Raw genomic sequence first — 20,113 nt, 5'->3', positions numbered from 1 at the left:
AGAACTGTCGAGTGATTTTGGAGGCCGCTATTCGGCGGCTTCCTTTTGACGGCGGCGGCCTGAGAGGACATTCTTCTGCATCGCCGTCAGCGAAGACCGCACCGCATTGGCGCCGTGTTCCAGCATCCTCGCCTCATAGTCCGACAAGGCTTCGAGGAGTGGTTTGTCGCCGCGTCTGGCGGCCACCAGTTCCGGCACCAGCAGCCCGGCATCATAGATCGCGGTGTTGCCGCCGAGCGCGCGGAAATAGGTCATGGCATGGATGGCGTCCCCGAGCAGCGTCACCCGTTTCGTCGGCCACGGATCGACAGGCTCCGAGCTGTGGACGTGCAACAGCGCCACCGTCGACGGGTCGGTGTAGCGAATGAGGTTGAGGATGTCCTTGTGCCAGTGGCCGATCTTCGAGATCAGCAAGTCGAGCAGTTCGGCGCCGGAGAGCCTTGCCAGCGCATCGTCCGTGGCGAGCTCATCCTTTTCATACGCGGTGTTCCACCAGACATAGCTGGTGGTGTTGTTGAAATGGAAACCGGCAACGTCCTTGTGGGTGTCGTCGTCCAGCCCGATCAGCCCATATCTACGATAGGCCTCGACATTGACGCGATGGCTGGTGACCATCAGCCCGTGACCTTCCGACGGCCGGATGCCGGCATTGTAGTCGAGCAGCAGCGGCGAGATCTGGTGAAGGGCTGCGGCATGCAGCGTCATCTTGCCGGCGAGGCGTCTGACACCGGTGTCGAAGCTTCGCGCCTGCGGCACCAATTGCTGGCGCACGCGCGAGCGGGCGCCGTCGGCGCCGACCAGCACATCGGCATGGATTGTCGAGCCGTCCTCGAAATGCGCTGTTACCGAACCGTCCGGCTGCTCCTCGTAGCGTGAAAAGACCTTGCCATGGCGCACGACACCGTCGAGGCCGGACAGCAGCACCTGGCGCAGCGTGATGCGGCTCACCGACTTTTCGATATGCGTGTCGTCAACCTCGCCCTGCGCATTGCCGCCACCCCAGGCATCCTCGCCCAAGGTTTCGAAATTCTCGTCGAGCAGGATGTTGCGGTCCGGCGCCTGGCCGAGCGTGGCGACAAAGGCTTCGTAGAGTTCCGGCGGCAGATTGGCGATCAGCGAATCGATGCCGCGCTGGCGGATGCGCAGGCGGAAACCCTGGACATAGTCGGTGCGGGCGCGATCCTTCTCGAAGACGGCGACGCCGATGCCGTTCTTCTTCAGGCCCTGCGCCAGTGTCAGGCCGCCAGGGCCTCCACCGACGATGGCGACTTCGACATGTTCGGATGCCATGACGCCGCTCACCCGACCGCCTTGAGCCTGGGTTTGACAGCAACAGCCGGCGGCTCGGCTACCTGAGGGGCAGCGTGGCGGCTGAGCGCCGCTTTGGCGGCGATCGTGCGGATCATGTGGTTCTGTGGTGCATGCGAGCGCGCGGTCAGCGTATCGCGATGGTGGCGCTCGAGCTGGAAATCTCTGTTGAGGCCGGGATTGCCGGCAAGCTCCAGCGCCAGCGAGGTGACGGCAACGGCATTGTCGATGACGACATGCCTGACCGTCATGCCGTCGGTGCCGACCGGTCGGCCGGCATCGACATCTTCGGCGAGCGAACGCAGCAGCCGCGTGCTGGTCGCAAGCCGAACCTCGATGTCGCCCAGCCCCGCCTGGATGTGCGGCACCGTCGATAGCGGCGCGCCGAGGCTCGCCGGCGCGTGCGTGGTGACGAAGGAGGCCAGCCGGTCACGGGCCGCGCGGGCCGCACCATGGTAGACAGCGCCGATCAGCGAAAAGAAGAACGCTGTCGGCCCTTCTTCACGCCTCAGCGGTTCAGACGCCGGCTGTGCCTCGGTAATGTCTTCGGCAGGCACCACGACATTGTCGAGGATGACATCGTCGCTGGCGGTGGCCCGCATGCCGGCGGCATTCCATGTCTTTTCGACGCGCAATCCCGGCGCATTGGTCGGCACCAGGAACGAGGCGAGGCGCGGTTGCGGCTCGTCGGTCAGCGCCAGCAAGTTCACCCATTTCAGAATGGGAATGCCGGTGACGTAATTCTTGTGGCCGGATATCCGCCAGACATTGCCGTCGCGCCGGGCAATGGTTTCGGGCGGCTTGCCATGAGCGGGCGAGCCGATCCCCGGCTCGGCCTGCGCGGCGTTGATCAAAGCAGGGCCGAGGCGGCCGGCCTCGACAATCCGCTGCACCAGATGGCGCGGCCATTTGCCGGATTTCCGCAGCGCGTACTGGCTGTTGTAATGCATGGCCAGCACCAGCGCCGTCGACGGCTCGCCACGGCCGATCTCGGCGATCACTGCCTGGGCTTCCACCAGCCCGCCACCGAGGCCCCCATGCTCGCGCGCCGTCACCAGGCCAAGCAGCCCGGCCTGGTGAAGCCGGTCGAAATTGGCGAACGGAAAATCCCCGGTCGCGTCGTGATGCGCGGCGGTCATCGCGAAGTCGTTGGCAAGGCCGGCTGCCGTGTCGAGGAGTTGTGGAAACTCGGGAATGGTCGAGGTCATGAGCTGGCTTCCTCTCAGGCGGCGGCGCGAATGGTCACCAGATCGAGCGGCCGGCGATCGACCCATTTCTCGACGTCGAAATCGCTGGCGAGAAAACCCCAGTCGCACAGGAAATCCTTGTAGTGGGAAACCGCCGCGATGAGCTCGGGCTGCAGCCCGAGGCCGAGATGTTTGTGGACATCCGGACCGTTGGCCGCCAGCACCTGCTCTTCGGTGGCGCCGGATTCGCGGGCAACGAAGCGCCGCGTCTCGTCGGGATGCGCCTCGGCCCAGGCGCTGGCGCGCAGGATCGTCTCGATCAGCCGAGCGATCAGATCGGGGCGTTCTTTTGCCAGCAAATCGTCGACGGTCAGCACGCGCGGCGAACCGGAATTGATGCGGATATTGGGCTCCGGGTGGAAGCCGAATTCGGCGACCTGGATGGCGCCGATCAGATTGGCGACATTGATGCCGGCCGTGCCCTTGACATAGATGGCGTCGACGTCGCCACGGATCAGGGCTGCTGCCTCCTCGCCATAGGCCTGCTTGCGCTTGAGGCCGAACAACGATGGCCCTTCCTGGCTGTCGAGCACACTGTCGGTCAGCGCGATGTCGACGATCTCGACGTCGGCATGGCTGAGGCCCTCGAGCGACAGCGCCGATACCAGGCCCTTCAGCGCCGTCGCCCGCATGAAGTCGACGATGCCTTCGGGACGCCGGGCGATGCCGAAGCGGCGGCCTTTCAGGTCTCTGGTCGTTTTGATGCCGGAGCCGGGCAAGGCGATGATGGCCTGGAACTCGTCGGTCCAGGTGATGCCGACGAGACGCGTCTTGCGCCCTTCGGAACGGGCACGGATCGGCGGCACGTTGCCGCCGTGGCGGAACGACCAGTCGAGCGTGTGGTTGAAATGGCTTTGGCGGATATCGCGGTTGGGCGAGTCGATGATCGACTTCAATTCGATCCCTTCCTTGCGGAAGGTTTCCTCGAGAAGCCCGAGTTGTGCCGCAAGTCCGACAGGCGTCGGCACCGGGCAGCGTGTGTACCAGATTTCGGAGATCGCAGTCGTGGTCATGATTGCTCCTCAGACGTTGCGCAGGCCGGCCTGCTTCATCAGCGGCAGGATGTTCTCGCCGAAGAATTCGAGATCCGGCTTGAAGTCGAAGAAGGACAGTTGCAGTCCGTCGATGCCGGCGTCCTTGAGCTTGACGAACTGGTCGACGATCTGCTCGGGCGTGCCGATGAGATAGATGTTGCCGCCGACCTTGGCGTAGGGATCGTCACGGCCTTCTCGACCTTTCCAGGCCTGGGCGTCGCTGTTGAAGGTCTGGAAGCCTTTCGGCGTGCGGCTGTCGGCATGGGCGACGATCTGGTCGGCGACCGCCCAGGCTTCCTTCTCGGTCGGTCGGCTGATGACCAGCGGGTTGAGCAGCGTGCGCACGGTGCGGCCGACACCGAGGGCCGCGTCCTTTACCTTCTTGGTATGCGCCGGCAGCGCCTCCAGCGCGCTGGCTATGTCTGAGCCGGCCGGGCTGGTGACGAAGACGATGTCGGAGTAACGGCCGGCAAAGGAAATGCCGGCGTCGGAGCCGGTGGCGTTGACCAGGATCGGCCGGCCGTAATTCGGCTTCGGCGTGACAAAGCCGCCGTTGAGCTTCCAGCTCGATTCTCCGGAGAAGGAGAAATTCTCGTCGTCCTGCCACAGCCGCTGCAGCACTTCGACAAACTCGGCGGCGAGTTCGTAGCGGCGGTCATGCTCGATGCGGTTCCAGCCGAACATCTCGTGTTCGACGGCGCGATGGCCGGTGACCACATTGATGCCCCAGCGGCCGCCGGAGATGTGGTCGAGAGTAGCGCCGAATTTCGCCAGATGCAGCGGATGCCACGGGCCGTAGAGAACATGCATGGTCGAGATCAGCATGATCCTCTTGGTGATCGCGGCCATGGCTGCGATGGACACGAAACTGTCAAGCGCCTGGCCGTTGAAGACACCGCCATAACCACCCTTGGGCAGCCATTGGCTGAGGGCAAAGACAAGGTCGAAGCCAAGCTCTTCCGCCCTGAGCGTCAGGTCGCGATTGTAGTCGAAGCGCCAGTCGGTCGAACGCTCCAGGGTCGAGTTGGTCCAACCACCGGCCTGGATCGGCAGGAACAGCCCGAGCAGCACCGGCTGCTGAAGCGCTTTCGACAGCGGGCTGTCGGGATAATCGGTGGGCGCCCTGAAGAAGGGCGTGCCGACGATGGAACCAGGCTTATGGGCGAGCGTCATGGCGAACTTTCTCGGATGGAGGCAGGGAACCCGTGCGTGAAGACCGCGCACGGGTTTGGCGGATCAGGCGACGATGTGGGCTGTTGCGAGGGAGCCGGCATTGCCCTCGGCGCCCACCGTGTGGTCGGCGATGCGCTTGTTGTAGAGGGTGATTTCCGGCTGGCTGACGATGCCGATGTCGGGCAGGTCCTCGACCAGGATCTGCTGGATCGCGGCCCATTGCTCGAAGCGCTTTTCGTGGTCGACCTCGACAGCGGCCGCTTCAAGGAGTTCATCGACCTTGGGGTTGCTGTATTTCGAGCCATTCGAGAACGGCACGCCCGGCTTGAAATTCTTCGACCAGTAGAGGCGCTGCACGCCGACCGTCGGGTCGAACAGATTGCTCATGCCGTTGAAGGTGAAGTCGAAATCGCGGTCGGTGTAGATGCGCTTGGTGTAGGTGGCGAAATCCTGGCTGCGCACGGTGACCGCGATCCCGACCGCGGACAGCGCCTGCTTGATGTAGTCGGCGCCGCGCTTGTAGGTCTCGCCGCTCGGGACATAGTCGTGGACAAGGTTGAGGCGGGTGCCGTCGGCACCGCGTTGCAAGCCTGCTTCGTCGAGCAGTTTCTCGGCGGCAGCAATGTCGACCGGATAGGTCTTCAGGTCGGCGACGAACCACTTCTTCAGATTGGGATTGATCGGGCCCGGAATGGTCGCGCCATAGCCGTAGTTGATGGTGTCGCGGATGATGTCGCGGTCGATGACATGGGCGAAGGCGCGGCGGACGCGAACATCCTGGAAATAGGGTTTCTCCAGGTTGAACTCGACCCGGCTGATGCCGTTGGAATACTGGTAACCCTGCTTCTCGAAGCCGATATGCGGCAGCGTTTCGAAGCGCTGCAAATCGCTGTACGGGATCGGCGTTGCCGGCGCCAGGTCGATCTCGCCGGTCTCGAGCGCCAGTGCGCGTCCCGAGGCGTCCGGAATGAAACGCACGATCAGCCGGTCGAGATAGGGGCGCGGTGCATCCCAATAGCCGGGGTTGCGTTCGTAGACGATGTGGCTGCCGCGGACCCATTCCTTGAAGACGAATGGGCCGGTGCCGATCGGAGCCGTGTTGACCGGATTCTCGGCGGCCTTGCTGCCGTCATAAAGATGCTTCGGCACGATCGGCGTTTCGGCCGCGGCCAGCGCCGTGATCAGGTAAGGTGCCGGCTTCGACAGAACCAGCGTCACGGTCAGCGGATCCGGCGTCTGGATATCGACAAGGTTGAGGAAGGTGTTGCGGCCGCGCGGATGAACCTCCTTAATCGTGGCGATCGAATAGGCGACGTCGGCAGCGGTGAATGGCTGGCCGTCATGCCACTTCACGCCTTCGCGCAGCTTGAATGTGTATTGCAGGCCATCGTCGCTGACCGACCACTGCCTGGCCAGCGATGGCCGCGGCGTGAGATCGAAATCATAGGTCAGCAGGCCCTCGGTGGTCTTTGCCGAGACGTAGACCGAATTGAATGCGGTGTGGGCGATCGTCGTCAGCACCGGCGGCTCGGCCGAGAGCAGCAGCGTCGCCGTCCCACCCTGTTTCGGCTCGGCTGCGTAGGCATTGCGCGATGCGGGCAACAGGGTGGCTCCGAGCACTGTCGCCGAAAGGCCGAGGAACCTGCGGCGGTTCGGAGTGAGGAAATGAGACATGGTGCCCTGGTCCTTTTTTGCTGCCGGCATCAATCGGCCGGTCGTCGGCAGCCGGGTGAAAAATCCATCGTTCCAAGAGCCGGCCCGTTTGTGAAAAGATTTGGCCGCCGCGCTCCCGCACTTAAGATTTCATACTTCAAATGGCTTTTTTTGTAGCATGAAACAAAATTCTATTCTGCAGTTTCGCCATTTGCAGAACAAAATTTCTTAGATCAGGTTTGACAACGTCTATAAATCTTGTCAACTAAAAAGCACGGAACTTCCGGGAAACAGTAAACCCGCATCGTCAGCCACAGCCGGGATAGCGAAAACGATGTCGACCCTGACGCGCATTGGCAGAACCTTCCGGCGCACGGCCATCCAGGCGGTGCCAACCGTTCTGGGCATCGTCATCCTGAACTTCTTCCTGCTGCAGCTTGCGCCGGGCGATGCTGCCGACGTCATGGCCGGCGAGGCCGGTTCGGCCACGGTGGAAACCATGGCTGCGCTGCGCGAGCGCTTCGGGCTCGACAATCCGCTGCTCGTCCAGCTGTTCAACTATCTCTACAACCTGGCGCATTTCAGTCTCGGCTTTTCGCCGCGCTACGGCATGCCGGTCGCCGACCTGATCGGCCAGCGGCTGCCGGGCACACTGTTGCTGATGGCGGTGGCGCTGAGTATCGCCATCGCACTCGGTCTCGTCCTCGGATCGTTGATGGCGGTGTTTTCGGGACGCCTGCCGGATCGTCTGCTTTCGGTCGTTTCGCTGCTGTTCTATTCGATCCCGGGCTTCTGGATCGGCTTGATGCTGATCGTGCTGTTCTCGGTCAAGCTCGGCTGGCTGCCGAGCGGCGGTTCGGGAACCATCGGCAGCAATCTGACCGGTCTCGCCGGCCTGTGGGACAAGGTGCGCTACATGATCCTGCCGGCGCTGTCGCTGGCACTGTTCTACGTGGCGATCTATGCGCGGCTGACGCGTGCGGCGATGCTGGAAGTCCAATCGCAGGACTATGTGCGCACCGCCGCCGCCAAGGGCTTGTCGCCAACCATCATCACCATCCGCCATGTCCTGCGCAACGCGCTGATCCCCATCACCACCATGGCCGGCATGCATGTCGGCGGCATGCTTGGCGGCGCCGTGGTTGTCGAGACCGTCTATTCCTGGCCCGGCCTCGGGCGCCTCGCCTTCGAGGCGGTCATGGGCCGCGATTTCACGGTGCTGCTCGGCATCCTGCTGCTGTCGTCGCTGCTGGTCATCGTCGCCAATGCGACGGTCGATCTGCTGCACGCCTGGCTCGATCCCCGCATCGGAGTGCGCTGAATGGCTTCAACCGATTTCGTCGCGGGCGACGCCCGCTCCCGCCGCGCCTATGCCGAGGCTCGCGAGCCTGCGGCACCGGCTGAACCCGAGGCGAAGAGCTGGAGCAATCTTCACGCGCCCGACGCGCGCTCCGCCTCTGCGGCGTCGGTACCGATTGCAGCCGGCGGCCGGGCGCTGAGGATTTTCCTCCGCAATCCCAACGCCATGTTCGGCGTGGTGTTCCTGTCGCTGGTCGTGCTCGCAGCATTGCTGGCGCCCGTCGTTTATCCGGCCGATCCGCTGTCGATGGTGGCGCGGCCCTTCCTTTGGCCGGGGCAGAATCCTGGCTTTCCGCTGGGCACCGATTCCATGGGCCGCGACGTGCTTTCCGGCATTCTGCACGGTGCGCGGATTTCGCTGTTCGTCGGCCTGGTGGCGACAGCACTTGGCCTGAGCTTCGGCATCCTTGTCGGCGCCACCGCCGGCTATTTCGGCGGCTGGATCGATGACGTGCTGGTGCGCCTGATCGAGATCTTTCAGACCATACCGAGCTTCGTGCTTCTGGTCGTCATGGTGGCGATCGCGCAACCGACGGCGCTTGTCGTGACGGTGGCGATCGCCGTCATCACCTGGCCGACGGTGGCGCGGCTGACCCGCGCCGAATTCCGCGCCATTCGCGAAAAGGATTTCGTCATGGCCGCGCGCAGCCTCGGCTATGGCCATGCCCGCATCATCTTTCGGGAGATATTGCCAAACGCGCTGCCGCCTTTGATCGTGACCTCGTCGGTGATGGTGGCAACCGCAATCCTGATGGAATCGGCGCTGTCCTTCATGGGCCTCGGCGATCCCAATGTCGTCAGTTGGGGTTCGATGATAGGAGCGGGCAGGGAGTTGATCCGCACCGCCTGGTATCTGACAGCACTGCCGGGGCTTGCGATCGTCTTCACCGTGCTGGCGCTGAACTTGATCGGCGACGGCCTCAACGACGCGCTCAACCCGCGCTTCTTGCAGGAGCGCTAGAGATGGCCGCTGCTTTGCTCAAGGTCGACAATCTGACGGTTCGCTTCCCGAGCACCGAGCCGGTCAGCCGGCTGAGTTTCGAGGTCGGCGAAGGCGAGACGCTGGCGATCGTCGGCGAATCGGGCTCCGGCAAATCGCTGACAGCACTTGCCCTGATGCAGCTTCTGCCGCGCTCGGCGAAGATCCCCAATGGAAGGATCGAGTTCGCCGGCAGGGATCTGCTCGGTCTCGACCAGAAGGCGATGCGGAACCTGCGCGGGCGCGAGATCGCCATGATCTTCCAGGAGCCGATGACGTCGCTCAACCCGGTGCTGACCATCGGCCGGCAGATCACCGAGGTACTGACGCTGCACGAAGGCATACGCGGCAAGGCAGCGCGGAACCGTGCCATCGAGCTTCTCAATCTGGTGCGTATTCCCGATCCGCAGCGGCGCATCGACGACTATCCCCACCAGCTTTCCGGTGGCATGCGCCAGCGAGTCATGATTGCCATTGCCGTTGCCTGCCGTCCGCGCCTGCTGATTGCCGACGAACCTACGACGGCGCTGGATGTGACCATCCAGGCGCAGGTGCTCGACCTGCTCGATACGCTGCGCCGCGAACTGTCGATGGCTGTCGTGCTCATCACCCACGATCTCGGCGTCGTCGCGCAGTGGGCCGACAAGGTCGTCGTCATGTATGCAGGACGCAAGGTTGAACAGGCGCTGCCCGGCGCGCTGTTCAGAACCCCGCTCCATCCCTATACGCGCGGCCTGCTGGCCGCTTCGCCAAGGCTGAAGACCAATCTGCACTACCGCGACGCCAGGCTGACGGAGATACCCGGCAGCATCGTCTCGGCCGCTGGCGAGAAAGGCTGCCCGTTCCGGCCGCGCTGCGCGGTGGCGCGCGATAGCTGCGGCCATTTCGTGCCCGACCTCGTCGAGGTGAGCGAGGATCGCCTCGTCGCCTGCCCCTACAGCTTCATTCCGGAGGTTGCGCATGGCGCTGCTCTCGGTCTCTGACCTCTCCACGCATTTCCATGCTCAGGGTGGTGCGTTGCGCGCCGTCGACGGCGTCTCGCTCGAGGTCGGACGCGGCGAAACGGTTGGCCTCGTCGGCGAAAGCGGCTGCGGAAAATCGAGCCTCGGCAAGACGATCATGCGGCTGGTCGATCCGACCAGCGGCAAGATCGAGTTCAACGGCACCGACATCACCGTTCTCGACGCCCGCCGGCTGAAGGCGGCGCGCCGCAACATCCAGATGATTTTCCAGGATCCGTTCGCGTCGCTCAACCCGCGCCACACGATTGGCGACATCCTGACCGCGCCGCTGAAAGTCCATAGCATCGGCAACAAGGCCGAGCGGCGCAAGATTGTAGAGGATATAATCGAGCGCGTCGGTCTGCCCAAGGATTCGCTTGGCCGCTACCCGCATGAATTTTCCGGTGGTCAGCGCCAGCGCATCGGCATCGCCCGGGCACTGATCCTCAATCCGGAACTGGTCGTCTGCGACGAGCCGGTGTCGGCACTCGACCTTTCGATCCAGGCCCAGATCCTCAACCTGCTGGTCGACATGAAACGGCAGCTCGGCCTGTCCTACCTGTTCATCTCGCATGATCTGTCGGTGGTCCGCTATTTCGCTGACCGGGTGCTGGTCATGTATCTCGGACGCATCGTCGAAAGCGCCGACAATGCGACGCTGTGGACCTCGCCAAAACATCCCTACACGCGCGCACTGATGGACGCCGTGCCGGACCCGGTGCGCCGGCGTCAGGCAGCGCCGATCCATGGCGATCTGCCGAGCCCGCAGAACATCCCCAGCGGTTGCCGTTTCCACACGCGCTGCCCGCTGGCGACGGATCTCTGCCGTTCGCAGGAGCCTGCATTCCGGGCGATCGCGGCGGGGCATCACGTCGCTTGCCACTACGCCGAACCAACCCTCAACTGAAAGTTCAACGGAGCAAAACAATGTCCGATTACCGCTATCTCGGCCGCAGCGCCCTGAAGGTTTCCCCGCTCAGCCTTGGCACCATGATGTTCGGCGGGCCGACCGAGGAGACGGTCGCGCACCGCATCATCGACAAGGCGCGCGAGCAAGGCGTCAATTTCATTGACACCGCCGACGTCTACCACAATGGCAAGTCCGAGGAAGTTGTTGGCCGCGGCATCAAGGCGACGCGCGATCATTGGGTGGTGGCGACCAAATTCGTCAACTCGCATGACAAGGGTCCCAATCTCGGCGGCCATTCACGCAAATGGGTGATCCAGACCGTCGAGAACAGTCTGAGGCGCCTGGGAACAGACTACATCGACCTGTTCTATTTCCACCGCGCCGTCTTCGATGCGCCGCTGGAGGAGCCGGTGCGGGCCATCGCCGACCTGATCCGCCAGGGCAAGCTGCGCTATTTCGGCGTGTCGAACTTCCGTGGCTGGCGCATCGCCGAAGTCGCGCATCTCGCCGATGAACTCGGCATCGACCGGCCGGTGGCCAGCCAGCCGCTCTACAACATCGTCAACCGCACCGCCGAGGCCGAGCAACTGCCGGCGGCAGCCTATTTTGGTCTTGGTGTCGTCTCCTACAGCCCGCTGGCGCGCGGCGTGCTGACCGGCAAATACGAGCCCAACCAGGCGCCAGCCGCCGACACTAGGGCCGGGCGTGGCGACAAGCGTATCGCCGAGACCGAGTGGCGCCCGGAATCGATCGAGATCGCCAGGCAGATCGCGGCGCACGCAAAGTCGCGCGGTGTCTCGGCCGCCGATTTCGCGCTGGCCTGGGTGCTCAACAACCGGCTGATCACGGCGGCGATCGCCGGTCCGCGCACTGAGGAACAGTGGGACAGCTACGCCAAGGCGCTGGACTTCAGGCTGACCGCCGAGGACGAGGCCTTTGTCGACCGCCTCGTCACCGCCGGCCATGCCTCGACGCATGGGTTCAACGATCCGAGCCATCCGGTCGAAGGCCGTGTGCCGCGTTCCGAGCCGGCCGCACCGATCCCGCTGACGCGGCCTCTGCGCGCCGCCTGACGGTCAGCTGTGGACTGGCGGGGCCGGCGGCCCCGTCAGAGTCTCCAATCATTTCGCACAGATGAGAGAGACCACGAATTTCCATGTCGAACGGCTGCGCCAGAACATCGTCGTGTTGTCAGGCAACACCCATAGGCCGTCGAAATCACGGAGGCTGGCGCATCATCTGGGTGAGGCACTGCGCGAAAAACTGTCGGTCACAGTGAATTTCCTCGATCTCGTCGATGCCGGCCGCGGTCTGGGTGCTGCGTTCACGCGTAAGGAATCGACGCCGGAGGCGCTGGATGTGGTGGCCGCGGTCGAACAAGCCGACGCGCTGATCGTGACGACGCCGGTCTATAATGGTTCCTATGCTGGCCTGTTCGACCTCATCGATCCGCTGGCACTCGTCGATCGCCCAGTCCTGATCGGCGCGACGGGAGGCGGCCAGCGCCACGCGCTGGTGGTCGAACACCAGCTTCGCCCGCCGTTCGGCTTCTATTCGGCGCTGAGGGTGCCGAGCGTCGTCTATGGCAGCGACAGCGATTTTGCCGACGGCAAGCTTTTGGATCCAACGGGCCTGGGCTGGCCGCACAGGCCGTGGACCAGTTCGCGACGTTGCTTTCAGCGCGGCAGCCGAAGAGCCAACCGGTCAGGCTGGCTTCAGGCTGACGGGTATCGGGCTCGGCCAGGTGCCGGCTGCCTCGGCAAACGGAACTAAGGGGTTCGGGAAGGTCGTGAACATCTTTTAGTGTAGTAGGGTGATGGCTGCCTGGAAGTTTCGCTATTCGTGCTCCATCTGAAGGCCAAACACCGAGCGTTCGGTGCTTTGGCCGTCCTCGGAACCATACGGAACGATGCGGGAAGATTTCTGATTTTTGCCCGCGAAAAACCCAACAAAATCGACGATTTTCGTTCGCCCTCCGGGCCTACCAGTCGCCTTGATGAACAAGGCTTTGCGTCGAGGGTAGACAACCTGGTTAGACAGTCGGTCAGACAAACCGCTTCAGAAGCTTCGCCATGCCCTCCACGGCGAGCCGCTCCTGCTCCGTATCGACTTTTTTATTGAAATCCCGAATTCGGTGGCCTTACAAGACCGATGTTGCCATTGCTCGTAGGTCGGCTGTGATGGATAACGTGGTTCCATTCCGCAAGGCCGTGCCTTGCGTCGAAGTGACAGAAACCTGCGGCGAATGGTTCGTCCGCGTGGTTGAGAAAGATCAGGAAATTGCCAGGTCATTCAATCAGGAATCGTTCGCGTTGTCCTTTGCAGAAGGCCAGCGGATACGCCTAGGGCTAGCGAAGGTCGTGCGCCTGTAGGGCGCTGTGGGGCGGCATTGTAGGCATTCAAGCATGAGCGGAACCTAATTTGCAGCCGCAAATTAATGTCCAATGAATGAACTCCCAAACCGGAAAAAACTCGTGCCTGACCCTCAACCTCGGCGCGGCTCCAACAAAGGTGTGTTGCTAGCGGCTGCAGCGCTGCTGTTTGCCTTTCTCGCTCTTATTCTGTTTGGGTTTTTTCAGTAAGTGCGCGCGGCGCCGGCTTCCTAGAGAGGGCAGAGCACCTGCCGACGTGATCTTCGATCGCTCGCGTCCTTGCGGCGGGGCGACTATCCAAGCCGGCTCGGTTCGTCGCTCCTGACGGGTTCGGCGGTCCCACCACAGCAGGATGATCATTCGGCAATTTTTGGCAGCGCCGGTATTCAACTCACGCCCAAAGCGATTGAACTGAAGCTGGCCGTCGATGTCGTGACTGACGCAGCATGAGCCGAACAGGCGAGGCAAGCGCAAGCCTTGGGGCCCAACCTCAGACAGACGAAGCACGCTCGTGCAGTCTGGAGACAGCGCAACGAGTTATTCATTCGGGCGCCTTCGCATCACCAGCGGAACGAAAGAGTTAACTGGCGGTTTACTAGGGAAGGATTGCAGGATGAAAAACATTGAGGATTTCTGCCATGACAATGTTGTTCGAACCACTCGACTCTGAAGGTTACAAGCGCAGCGTGGTCTACCATGCGGCACGCTTGTCCATGCTCCACAATCGAATGCTGAAGCGTTTCGACAAGGTCGATAAAGCGGCTGAAAAGGTTGAAGCCGAGGTGGAGTTGTTTGATGAAGCTGTTCGCACTCTCTACGAATGAGCGGCATGTTGACCGCCGACGTTCCTGCTAGCGCGTATACGGGCGCGGGGTTCACCGTTGCGTCACCAGGCGATGTCGCGCCGCGTATTTGGGCTTGATAAGCACGATCTAATGTATACGATTCACCCAGCCGGCCTGGCTCCCCCGCCATCGGGCCGGTCAGGCCCGACGGTTCAACGCACCACCCCAAACGACTGTCGGGCCGCTAGGACTCTCACTGCGCAGCCGGGTTCATGCTTTGCCTTTTTTTCTCGAAAAGCGCGAGCTTGGTCATATAACCAATTCTGATTTTTGCATGGCATTGGGTGCAGTTGAAGTTGGATATTACCTTCAACCACGATCCCTTTTTTATGATGACATGAGAACAGTTTGGACATTCCAGTTCCAGGTACTCGTCCCCCATATCGTTTGAAATCGGCACTACGACACTCCCCAACAGTTGCCCGTGAAACTTGCGCTTCGAGATCGGCCGGCACCTCCGTGCTCAAACCCCGAACGTGGGTCCTTGGCAGATGTTCCGCAATCCGACCTCTGGCGACCGGGATCGGACCTAAGTCCAAATCGCCGCAACAGGCCGAGAAGTGGAACCCCGGCGGATGCTTTTTGAACGCTGAATTTCCGTCCTCGCCGGTCGTAGTCCGCCGTCCTCATGGCCAAAGCGCCAATGTTGCCCTTTGTGAGACTGACCTCGTCCGGCCTACCAGGTCGCCAGGGCGCAACTCCGGTAATAATGCGGCGGAGCGAATGTCAGCGCGAAGCTGTGCGCAGGGACGCCAACTCGCTAACAGCAGCAAGGATGACAGCATCGGTTGCCGGCTTCGGCAGGAATCTGCAGTCGCGGAAAGCCGCGGGAACGTCGGCGGGGCCAAATCCCGACAAGAAGGCAAAGGGGATGCCTCGCGCCTGCAATATCCTCGCCACCGGCAGACCCGTTTCACCGTTCAGCTGGATGTCTAGCAACGCCACGTCAATCTTGTCCGATTCGACAAGACGCAGAGCGGCGGATACCGACGGCACAGGTCCGACCACCTGATAACCGGCGCGACGCAGCCGCGCGGCAGTGTCCTGCGCGACTAGCCATTGATCCTCAACAATCAGAACACTCACGCTTTCGCTCACGGCCCCTCTCTGCGATTGACCGGAAATGAGATGTCGATCCGAGACCTTCGGACAGTTGTTTCGACATGTCCGCAAACCTATAGGTAACCTCTCCATGCAGCAAGGTGAGGCTGATGCTGGAGCGGAGGCGCTTCCACCGACCACTTGCTGAATTACCGGAGCCGAAGATTAGCGCGTCAATGGAGCTGCGGTCCGCGCCTCCGCTCCATCAGAGTTGGATAGGCGTTTACCCCTCTCCACGATCCACAAAATCTAAAAGCCGCCGTACCGCGCCATTGGCTCTTCAAAGCATGAGCAGCACCTCTCTCTCCATCTTTGGCGACCTGAGATTGCAATCGGTCAATGAGCGTCAGAAGTGCGATGCACCGAGTTTGTGCCTGCAGTTTTTCGAAGGAAAGGCTTGAGAATTCATGATTTCGGAGCAGGTTTGGCTGGCGCATGAGCGCCGCAGATCTATACTGGGGAGATCAAGCGATGGGGTCGGCCATGAGCAAAGAGTTCAGTGTAGCTGATGCCTATGGCGCCGGCCGCGCCATGTTCATGGGACTTGAACTGCTGGTTTCGCCCGGTGCGCTCGTCCCCAGACCTGAGACCGAGTTGCTCGGCAAGACCGCGCTTGGTGTGTTGCATCAGATGAACCTGCCGGCTCCGCGCATAGTTGATATGTGCTGCGGCACTGGGAATCTGGCGTGCGCGATCGCCTACCATGTGCCCAGCGCCCTTGTCTGGGCAAGCGATCTCACCGATGAATGCGTCGAAACGGCACGCCGCAACACCTCACATCACGGCATGGCTGAGCGTCTTTCGGTGCTTCAGGGCGACTTGTTCGACTCTCTCATCGGCCTTGGGTTAGACGGAACTATCGACGTAATCGTCTGCAATCCGCCTTACATTTCTGAAAAGCGGCTCGAGGGCGACCGCGCCCATCTGATCGAGCTTGAGCCGCGCGAGGCGTTTGCAGCCGGCCCTTACGGCCTGAGCATTCATATGCGCGTACTGAAAGACGCACCGCGATACCTGCGGCGTGGCGGCATCCTGCTCTTCGAGGTCGGGCTTGGCCAAGACCGACAGGTAGCGGGTCTGCTGGAACGCAGCAAGGCATTCGAGAACATCCGTTCGGTCTCGAACGAAGCGGGCGAGGGCCGGGTGGTTCTGGGGCAAGTCAAGACGCAGGCATGAATCCTGCGACAATCAGACCAAATACGGGGCTGCTCTGGGCGTTACGCTTACCCATCAGTTCATTTTGCGGATGATGTATTGCTCGATCCCCTGGATGGAATCGAGGTTTTCAGGCAGAAGTTCGCTATCCTCGACGGTAATGCCAAAGGTCTCCTCGATGAAGCCGATAATCTCAAGCACACCCGTCGAGTCGACAATGCCTTGATCGAGCAAGGATGCGTCATCCAGCAATGCCTTGACGTCGCTGACGTAGAAATTCGAAACCAAGAAACTACGAATCTGCTCGCTGTAGATTCCGGTGCGTTCCTTGATGGTCAACATGAATTCGTCCTCCGTGGCGTCACCATTAAATCAGCGACTTGGTTCTGGCCCCGTATCATGACAGCGCCGTTTTCTTGAGTTTTCCCGTGTCCGTCATCGGCAGGTTCGCCACAACGACGATGGATTTCGGGACCATGAAGTTTTCCAGACGCTTCTGGCACTCCTTCTGCAGTTCCCTTTCGCCAATGGCTCTTCCATGCTCCATCACCACAAAAGCTTTCACCGCTTGCCCGAGGAGCTCGTCGGGAACACCTATGACAGCCGCTTCTCGGACTCCTGGAATGTCCATCAGTACATTTTCCACTTCCCTTGGCGCCACCTTCTCGCCTCGCGACTTTATGATCTCATCCCCACGGCCAACGAAGTAGAGGTAACCCTCCGTATCCATCCGGCAGTAGTCGCCGGTGTATAGGACCTGCTCGCCGGGCAGCGGGCCGGGTTTGAGTTTCCTGGCCGTTGCCTCGGGCTTGCCCCAATACCCGTTCATCACCGTTGCGCCGCGAATGACGAGTTGGCCGACAACGCCTGGGCCTATCCGCCTGTCATGCTCGTCAACGATCCACATCTCCGTATTCGGGATTGCGATCCCTACGCTCAATGGCTTTCGCTCGAGGTCCTCTGGCGGCAAATAGGTGCAACGTTTGCATTCGGTGAGACCGTACATCGAATAGATGCGTGCACCCGAAAACAGCTCGCGAAGCATGAAAATATGCTTGAGGGGTAGGGCTGCCGCAGTGTTTGTGACGTAGCGGATGCTCGAGAAATCCTGGTCTTTGAGGGACCTGAGTTCGGAGAGTGCGGCAAAGATTGTGGGCACGCCGGGAAAGCCCGTAACTCCCTCCTGCCTGATCAACCCGAGGATCTGTGCCGGGAAAGCGAACGAGCGTTCGAGCACCAGCCGGGCGCCGGTACGAAAAGCCATGATCATCTGGTACAGTCCATAATCGAAGGCGAGGGGTAGGACATTGAGGATCACCTCGTCCTCGGCAATCGCCAGGTAGGAAGCGACAGACGCGCACGCGGCCATCATGTTTCTGTGCGTCAGCATCACGCCCTTGGGTTCGCCCGTCGACCCGGACGTGTAGATGATGGCTGCCAGATCAACATCGATGCACTGCCGTGCCGGCGGCGTATCCGCGCCATTGGCGAGGGCGGCGTCCCAGCGCACGGCAAACGGCAGCTGGGCGAGTTCGACGTCGTCGATCGGTCCCGATACGATCACCCGCAGAAGTGACGGGCAGCCGCGCGCCGGCTCGCGGAAGATCGCTTGCAGATGGCCGTCCGTGATGAGCGCCGTCGGCCGGCAGTCGTTGAGCAGATAATCGAGCTTGTCGCTCTTGGTGAGCGGGTTGACGATGCACACCACCGCATTCGCCTTTAGCACCGCCCAGAAGCTAACCACCGTCTCGACGGTGTTGTCGGCGAAGATCATCACGCGATCACCGCGAACGACTCCGGATGCGGACAGGTCCCAGGCGATCGCGTTGGCTCGCGTTTCGAGTTCGAGGTAGGTGACACGCTGCCTGTTGCACACCAGCGCCACCTTACTTCCGTGTCGGACGGCGGAATGGGCGAGGTAGTCATGCAGCAATGGTACGGCATCATGCAACATACAGGCGCTCTTCCCGATGTTCGCAGTCGACGTCGACGCTGAGCGTGCATTCGAGCGTTGCACTGGGACAACCCGCGACGAACTGCTGATGAAGAAGTTGGGTCGACAACACGCCGACCAGCGCCATGTTGTCGGCATTGGACAGGTCGCCATCGCCAGTTCTGGCCTGGCATTTGGCAAGCAGGTGCGTGACCCCCTTTGGATCGAAGACATTCGCCTCGCGCAGGGCCTTCTGCGAAACCGCCTCGCGAGCGTAATCCGGAGCGTCTGCGCCGACGAAGCAAAGCGCGTTGGGCGCGCGGAAGGGCTGCTTCTTGCGGGCTACGATCTCGGAGGGCAGGATGGGTGCCGCCATGCGCTTCAGCACGTGCTTTTCGTCGAGGCCGCGGAGTTTGAAGGAGGGCGGCAGCGAATTCGCGAGCCTCACAAGTTCATCGTCCAGGAACGGGAAGCGCCCCTCGACGGAGTGAGCCATCAGCATCCTGTCGCCTTGCGAGGAGAGCAGATAGCCCGACATCAGTGTTTGCACCTCGAGATACTGGTCCTGCGCAAGGGGACTCCAACGGGCAAACTGCGCGGGCAGACGGGCGAGCAACTCGGACACGGCGTCGCGGCCCTGCGTTCGAGCCCGCATATCGGCTGTAAACAAGCGCTTGATGGCCCTGGTGGTTTGCCAGCGGGTTTCATGAGCAAAGCCCGGCGCGTCGTAAGCCTGAATATTTCGCCCGAAGAACTGACGCGCCATCGCCTGCTGTTGCACCGGCGAGCGGGTGAGATAGGGGTAAAGGCGTTCCAGGAGCCGAGAGCGTCGTGTCGAAGTCGGGTGGCGCCCCCAGAAGCGGCGGACCTTGCCTTCGCGGAACAGGTCGTAGCCGGCGAACATTTCGTCAGCGCCTTCGCCGGTCAGCACGACCTTGATTCCACGCTCGCGCACTAGGCGCGAGAGCAGGAAGAGTGGCGCCGGGGCAGTCCTCAGTATCGGGCGTTCGGTGTGTCGGATTACCTCCGGAAAGATTCCGGCTATATCTCTGCGCGAAACGACCACTTCATGGTGCTCACTGCCGGTCGCCTCGGCAACCATTCGCTGGAAGCGGGTCTCGTCATATTCGGCGTCGGCAAAACGCAAGGAGAAGGTTTGGAAGCGATCGCCCGCGAAGCGCCTCGCGAGCGCGGCCACAAGCGAACTGTCCAGCCCTCCGGAGAGGTAGCACCCGACAGGCACGTCGGCGCGCACCATTCTGAGCGCCGTCGCGGCCTCAAGAGCGCTAGACACGCGGTCCACCGCGTCGTTGGAGGACCCGGGGAACTCGCCCTGCCGCGATCCGAAATTGTCGGGATAGGAAGGCTGCCAAAAAATCCGCTCACGAACGGTGCCATCCTGATAGATGCGGACACGACCCGGCTCGAGTTCGTTGATTCCGTGGAAAACTCCTTGCGGCGGAACGACCGTCCAGAGCGTGAACGTCTGATCGATGCCGGCTGGATCAAGGGCGCGAGGTATGGTTCGATCGGCCGCGAAAATGGCTTTCACTTCGCTGGCGAAATAAAGCCGGTGCGCATGCTCGCTGAAATACAGCGGGCAAATGCCGAAGCGGTCGCGCGACAATATAAGACGATTGGCCACTGAATCCCAGATCGCAATTGCCCATTGGCCGTTCATCCGCTCGAAGGCCGTTTCTCCCCACTCACGATAGGCGTGTAGCGCGACCTCCGTGTCGCTGCGGGTTCGGAAGCGGTGGCCGAGCGCCGTGAGTTTTTCACGCAATTCGACGTAGTTGAATATCTCGCCGTTGAACACGATCCACGTCGTATCGCCTGTGTCCGCCATCGGTTGCTGGCCACTGGAAAGATCGACGATGGACAGGCGCACATGCGCCAGCCCCGCGCGTCTGTCCCGGTAGAGACCGCGCCCGTCGGGGCCGCGATGCGCCAGCGCGCCCATCATCTGCATCAGCGCCTGCCGCGAAGGAGAAGCCGCTGTGGCATTCAGCGCCACGATTCCAGCGATGCCGCACATGCTCA

General features: G+C 61.9%; 18 protein-coding genes. 9 read left to right on the top strand and 9 right to left on the bottom strand.

Features of this window, described 5'->3' with window-relative positions; genetic code table 11:
• Positions 1-27 precede the first annotated feature (27 nt).
• From NKJ80_RS10395 to NKJ80_RS10375, 5 genes are all read right to left on the bottom strand, one after another.
• Positions 28-1,290: an FAD-dependent oxidoreductase gene (locus NKJ80_RS10395; protein WP_031215075.1), complete on the bottom strand. Its 1,263-nt coding sequence runs from the start codon at positions 1,288-1,290 to the stop codon at positions 28-30.
• Between the two features lie 8 nt (positions 1,291-1,298).
• A complete protein-coding gene (locus NKJ80_RS10390) occupies positions 1,299-2,516 on the bottom strand; it encodes an acyl-CoA dehydrogenase family protein (protein WP_023670868.1) in 1,218 nt (405 codons plus the stop codon).
• A 14-nt stretch (positions 2,517-2,530) separates the two neighbouring features.
• Positions 2,531-3,568, bottom strand: coding sequence for an ABC transporter substrate-binding protein (locus NKJ80_RS10385; protein ID WP_023824726.1), 1,038 nt, complete (start codon positions 3,566-3,568; stop codon positions 2,531-2,533).
• A gap of 9 nt (positions 3,569-3,577) precedes the next feature.
• Positions 3,578-4,762 (bottom strand): LLM class flavin-dependent oxidoreductase, encoded by a 1,185-nt coding sequence (locus tag NKJ80_RS10380; RefSeq protein WP_023670870.1) that lies wholly within the window; start codon positions 4,760-4,762, stop codon positions 3,578-3,580.
• A gap of 63 nt (positions 4,763-4,825) precedes the next feature.
• Complete coding sequence (locus NKJ80_RS10375; protein ID WP_023830917.1) at positions 4,826-6,436, bottom strand: ABC transporter substrate-binding protein; 1,611 nt, start codon at positions 6,434-6,436, stop codon at positions 4,826-4,828.
• A gap of 313 nt (positions 6,437-6,749) precedes the next feature.
• Between NKJ80_RS10375 and NKJ80_RS10370 the strand changes: the two genes are divergently transcribed.
• The 8 genes from NKJ80_RS10370 to NKJ80_RS10335 all read left to right on the top strand — a co-directional run bounded on the left by NKJ80_RS10370 (position 6,750) and on the right by NKJ80_RS10335 (position 13,860).
• Entirely contained in the window at positions 6,750-7,736 is a 987-nt protein-coding gene (locus NKJ80_RS10370; protein ID WP_023670872.1) for an ABC transporter permease, read from the top strand.
• Positions 7,737-8,735: an ABC transporter permease gene (locus NKJ80_RS10365; RefSeq protein WP_023670873.1), complete on the top strand. Its 999-nt coding sequence runs from the start codon at positions 7,737-7,739 to the stop codon at positions 8,733-8,735.
• A 2-nt stretch (positions 8,736-8,737) separates the two neighbouring features.
• On the top strand, positions 8,738-9,736 hold the full coding sequence (locus NKJ80_RS10360; RefSeq protein WP_352497526.1) for an ABC transporter ATP-binding protein: 999 nt from the start codon (positions 8,738-8,740) through the stop codon (positions 9,734-9,736).
• Positions 9,714-10,661, top strand: a complete 948-nt coding sequence (locus tag NKJ80_RS10355; protein WP_023670875.1) for an ABC transporter ATP-binding protein — start codon at positions 9,714-9,716, stop codon at positions 10,659-10,661. Before NKJ80_RS10360 ends, NKJ80_RS10355 begins: the two co-directional genes overlap by 23 nt.
• 20 nt (positions 10,662-10,681) lie before the next feature.
• Positions 10,682-11,737, top strand: a complete 1,056-nt coding sequence (locus NKJ80_RS10350; RefSeq protein WP_023670876.1) for an aldo/keto reductase — start codon at positions 10,682-10,684, stop codon at positions 11,735-11,737.
• 61 nt (positions 11,738-11,798) lie between these two features.
• Positions 11,799-12,437: an NAD(P)H-dependent oxidoreductase gene (locus tag NKJ80_RS10345; RefSeq protein ID WP_023670877.1), complete on the top strand. Its 639-nt coding sequence runs from the start codon at positions 11,799-11,801 to the stop codon at positions 12,435-12,437.
• A gap of 299 nt (positions 12,438-12,736) precedes the next feature.
• A complete protein-coding gene (locus NKJ80_RS10340) occupies positions 12,737-13,036 on the top strand; it encodes a hypothetical protein (RefSeq protein ID WP_023729588.1) in 300 nt (99 codons plus the stop codon).
• 638 nt (positions 13,037-13,674) lie between these two features.
• Positions 13,675-13,860 (top strand): hypothetical protein, encoded by a 186-nt coding sequence (locus NKJ80_RS10335; RefSeq protein ID WP_023681021.1) that lies wholly within the window; start codon positions 13,675-13,677, stop codon positions 13,858-13,860.
• Between the two features lie 747 nt (positions 13,861-14,607).
• Here NKJ80_RS10335 and NKJ80_RS10330 read toward each other — a convergent pair.
• Positions 14,608-14,979, bottom strand: coding sequence for a response regulator (locus tag NKJ80_RS10330; protein ID WP_023670881.1), 372 nt, complete (start codon positions 14,977-14,979; stop codon positions 14,608-14,610).
• A 486-nt stretch (positions 14,980-15,465) separates the two neighbouring features.
• On the opposite strand from NKJ80_RS10330, the gene NKJ80_RS10325 reads away from it, so the two are divergent.
• Positions 15,466-16,158, top strand: coding sequence for a N5-glutamine methyltransferase family protein (locus NKJ80_RS10325; RefSeq protein WP_023689767.1), 693 nt, complete (start codon positions 15,466-15,468; stop codon positions 16,156-16,158).
• A gap of 54 nt (positions 16,159-16,212) precedes the next feature.
• Here the strand turns inward: NKJ80_RS10325 and NKJ80_RS10320 are convergent, their stop codons facing one another.
• From NKJ80_RS10320 to asnB, 3 genes are read right to left on the bottom strand one after another with little or no spacing between them, the layout of a single operon-like run.
• The gene (locus NKJ80_RS10320) at positions 16,213-16,479 is read right to left on the bottom strand and encodes an acyl carrier protein (protein ID WP_023670883.1); all 267 of its coding nucleotides are present in this window, start codon (positions 16,477-16,479) and stop codon (positions 16,213-16,215) included.
• Positions 16,480-16,534: 55 nt separating this feature from the next.
• Positions 16,535-18,091 (bottom strand): class I adenylate-forming enzyme family protein, encoded by a 1,557-nt coding sequence (locus NKJ80_RS10315; RefSeq protein WP_023830100.1) that lies wholly within the window; start codon positions 18,089-18,091, stop codon positions 16,535-16,537.
• Positions 18,081-20,108 (bottom strand): asparagine synthase (glutamine-hydrolyzing), encoded by a 2,028-nt coding sequence (gene asnB / locus NKJ80_RS10310; RefSeq protein ID WP_023697128.1) that lies wholly within the window; start codon positions 20,106-20,108, stop codon positions 18,081-18,083. Before asnB ends, NKJ80_RS10315 begins: the two co-directional genes overlap by 11 nt.
• Positions 20,109-20,113 lie beyond the last annotated feature (5 nt).

It is taken from the genome of Mesorhizobium sp. M0030 (assembly GCF_040323695.1).
In the GTDB taxonomy this organism is placed as follows: Bacteria; Pseudomonadota; Alphaproteobacteria; order Rhizobiales; family Rhizobiaceae; genus Mesorhizobium.
Note: the sequence above shows the minus strand (reverse complement) of the source record. Positions and strands in the feature narration are given on the sequence as shown.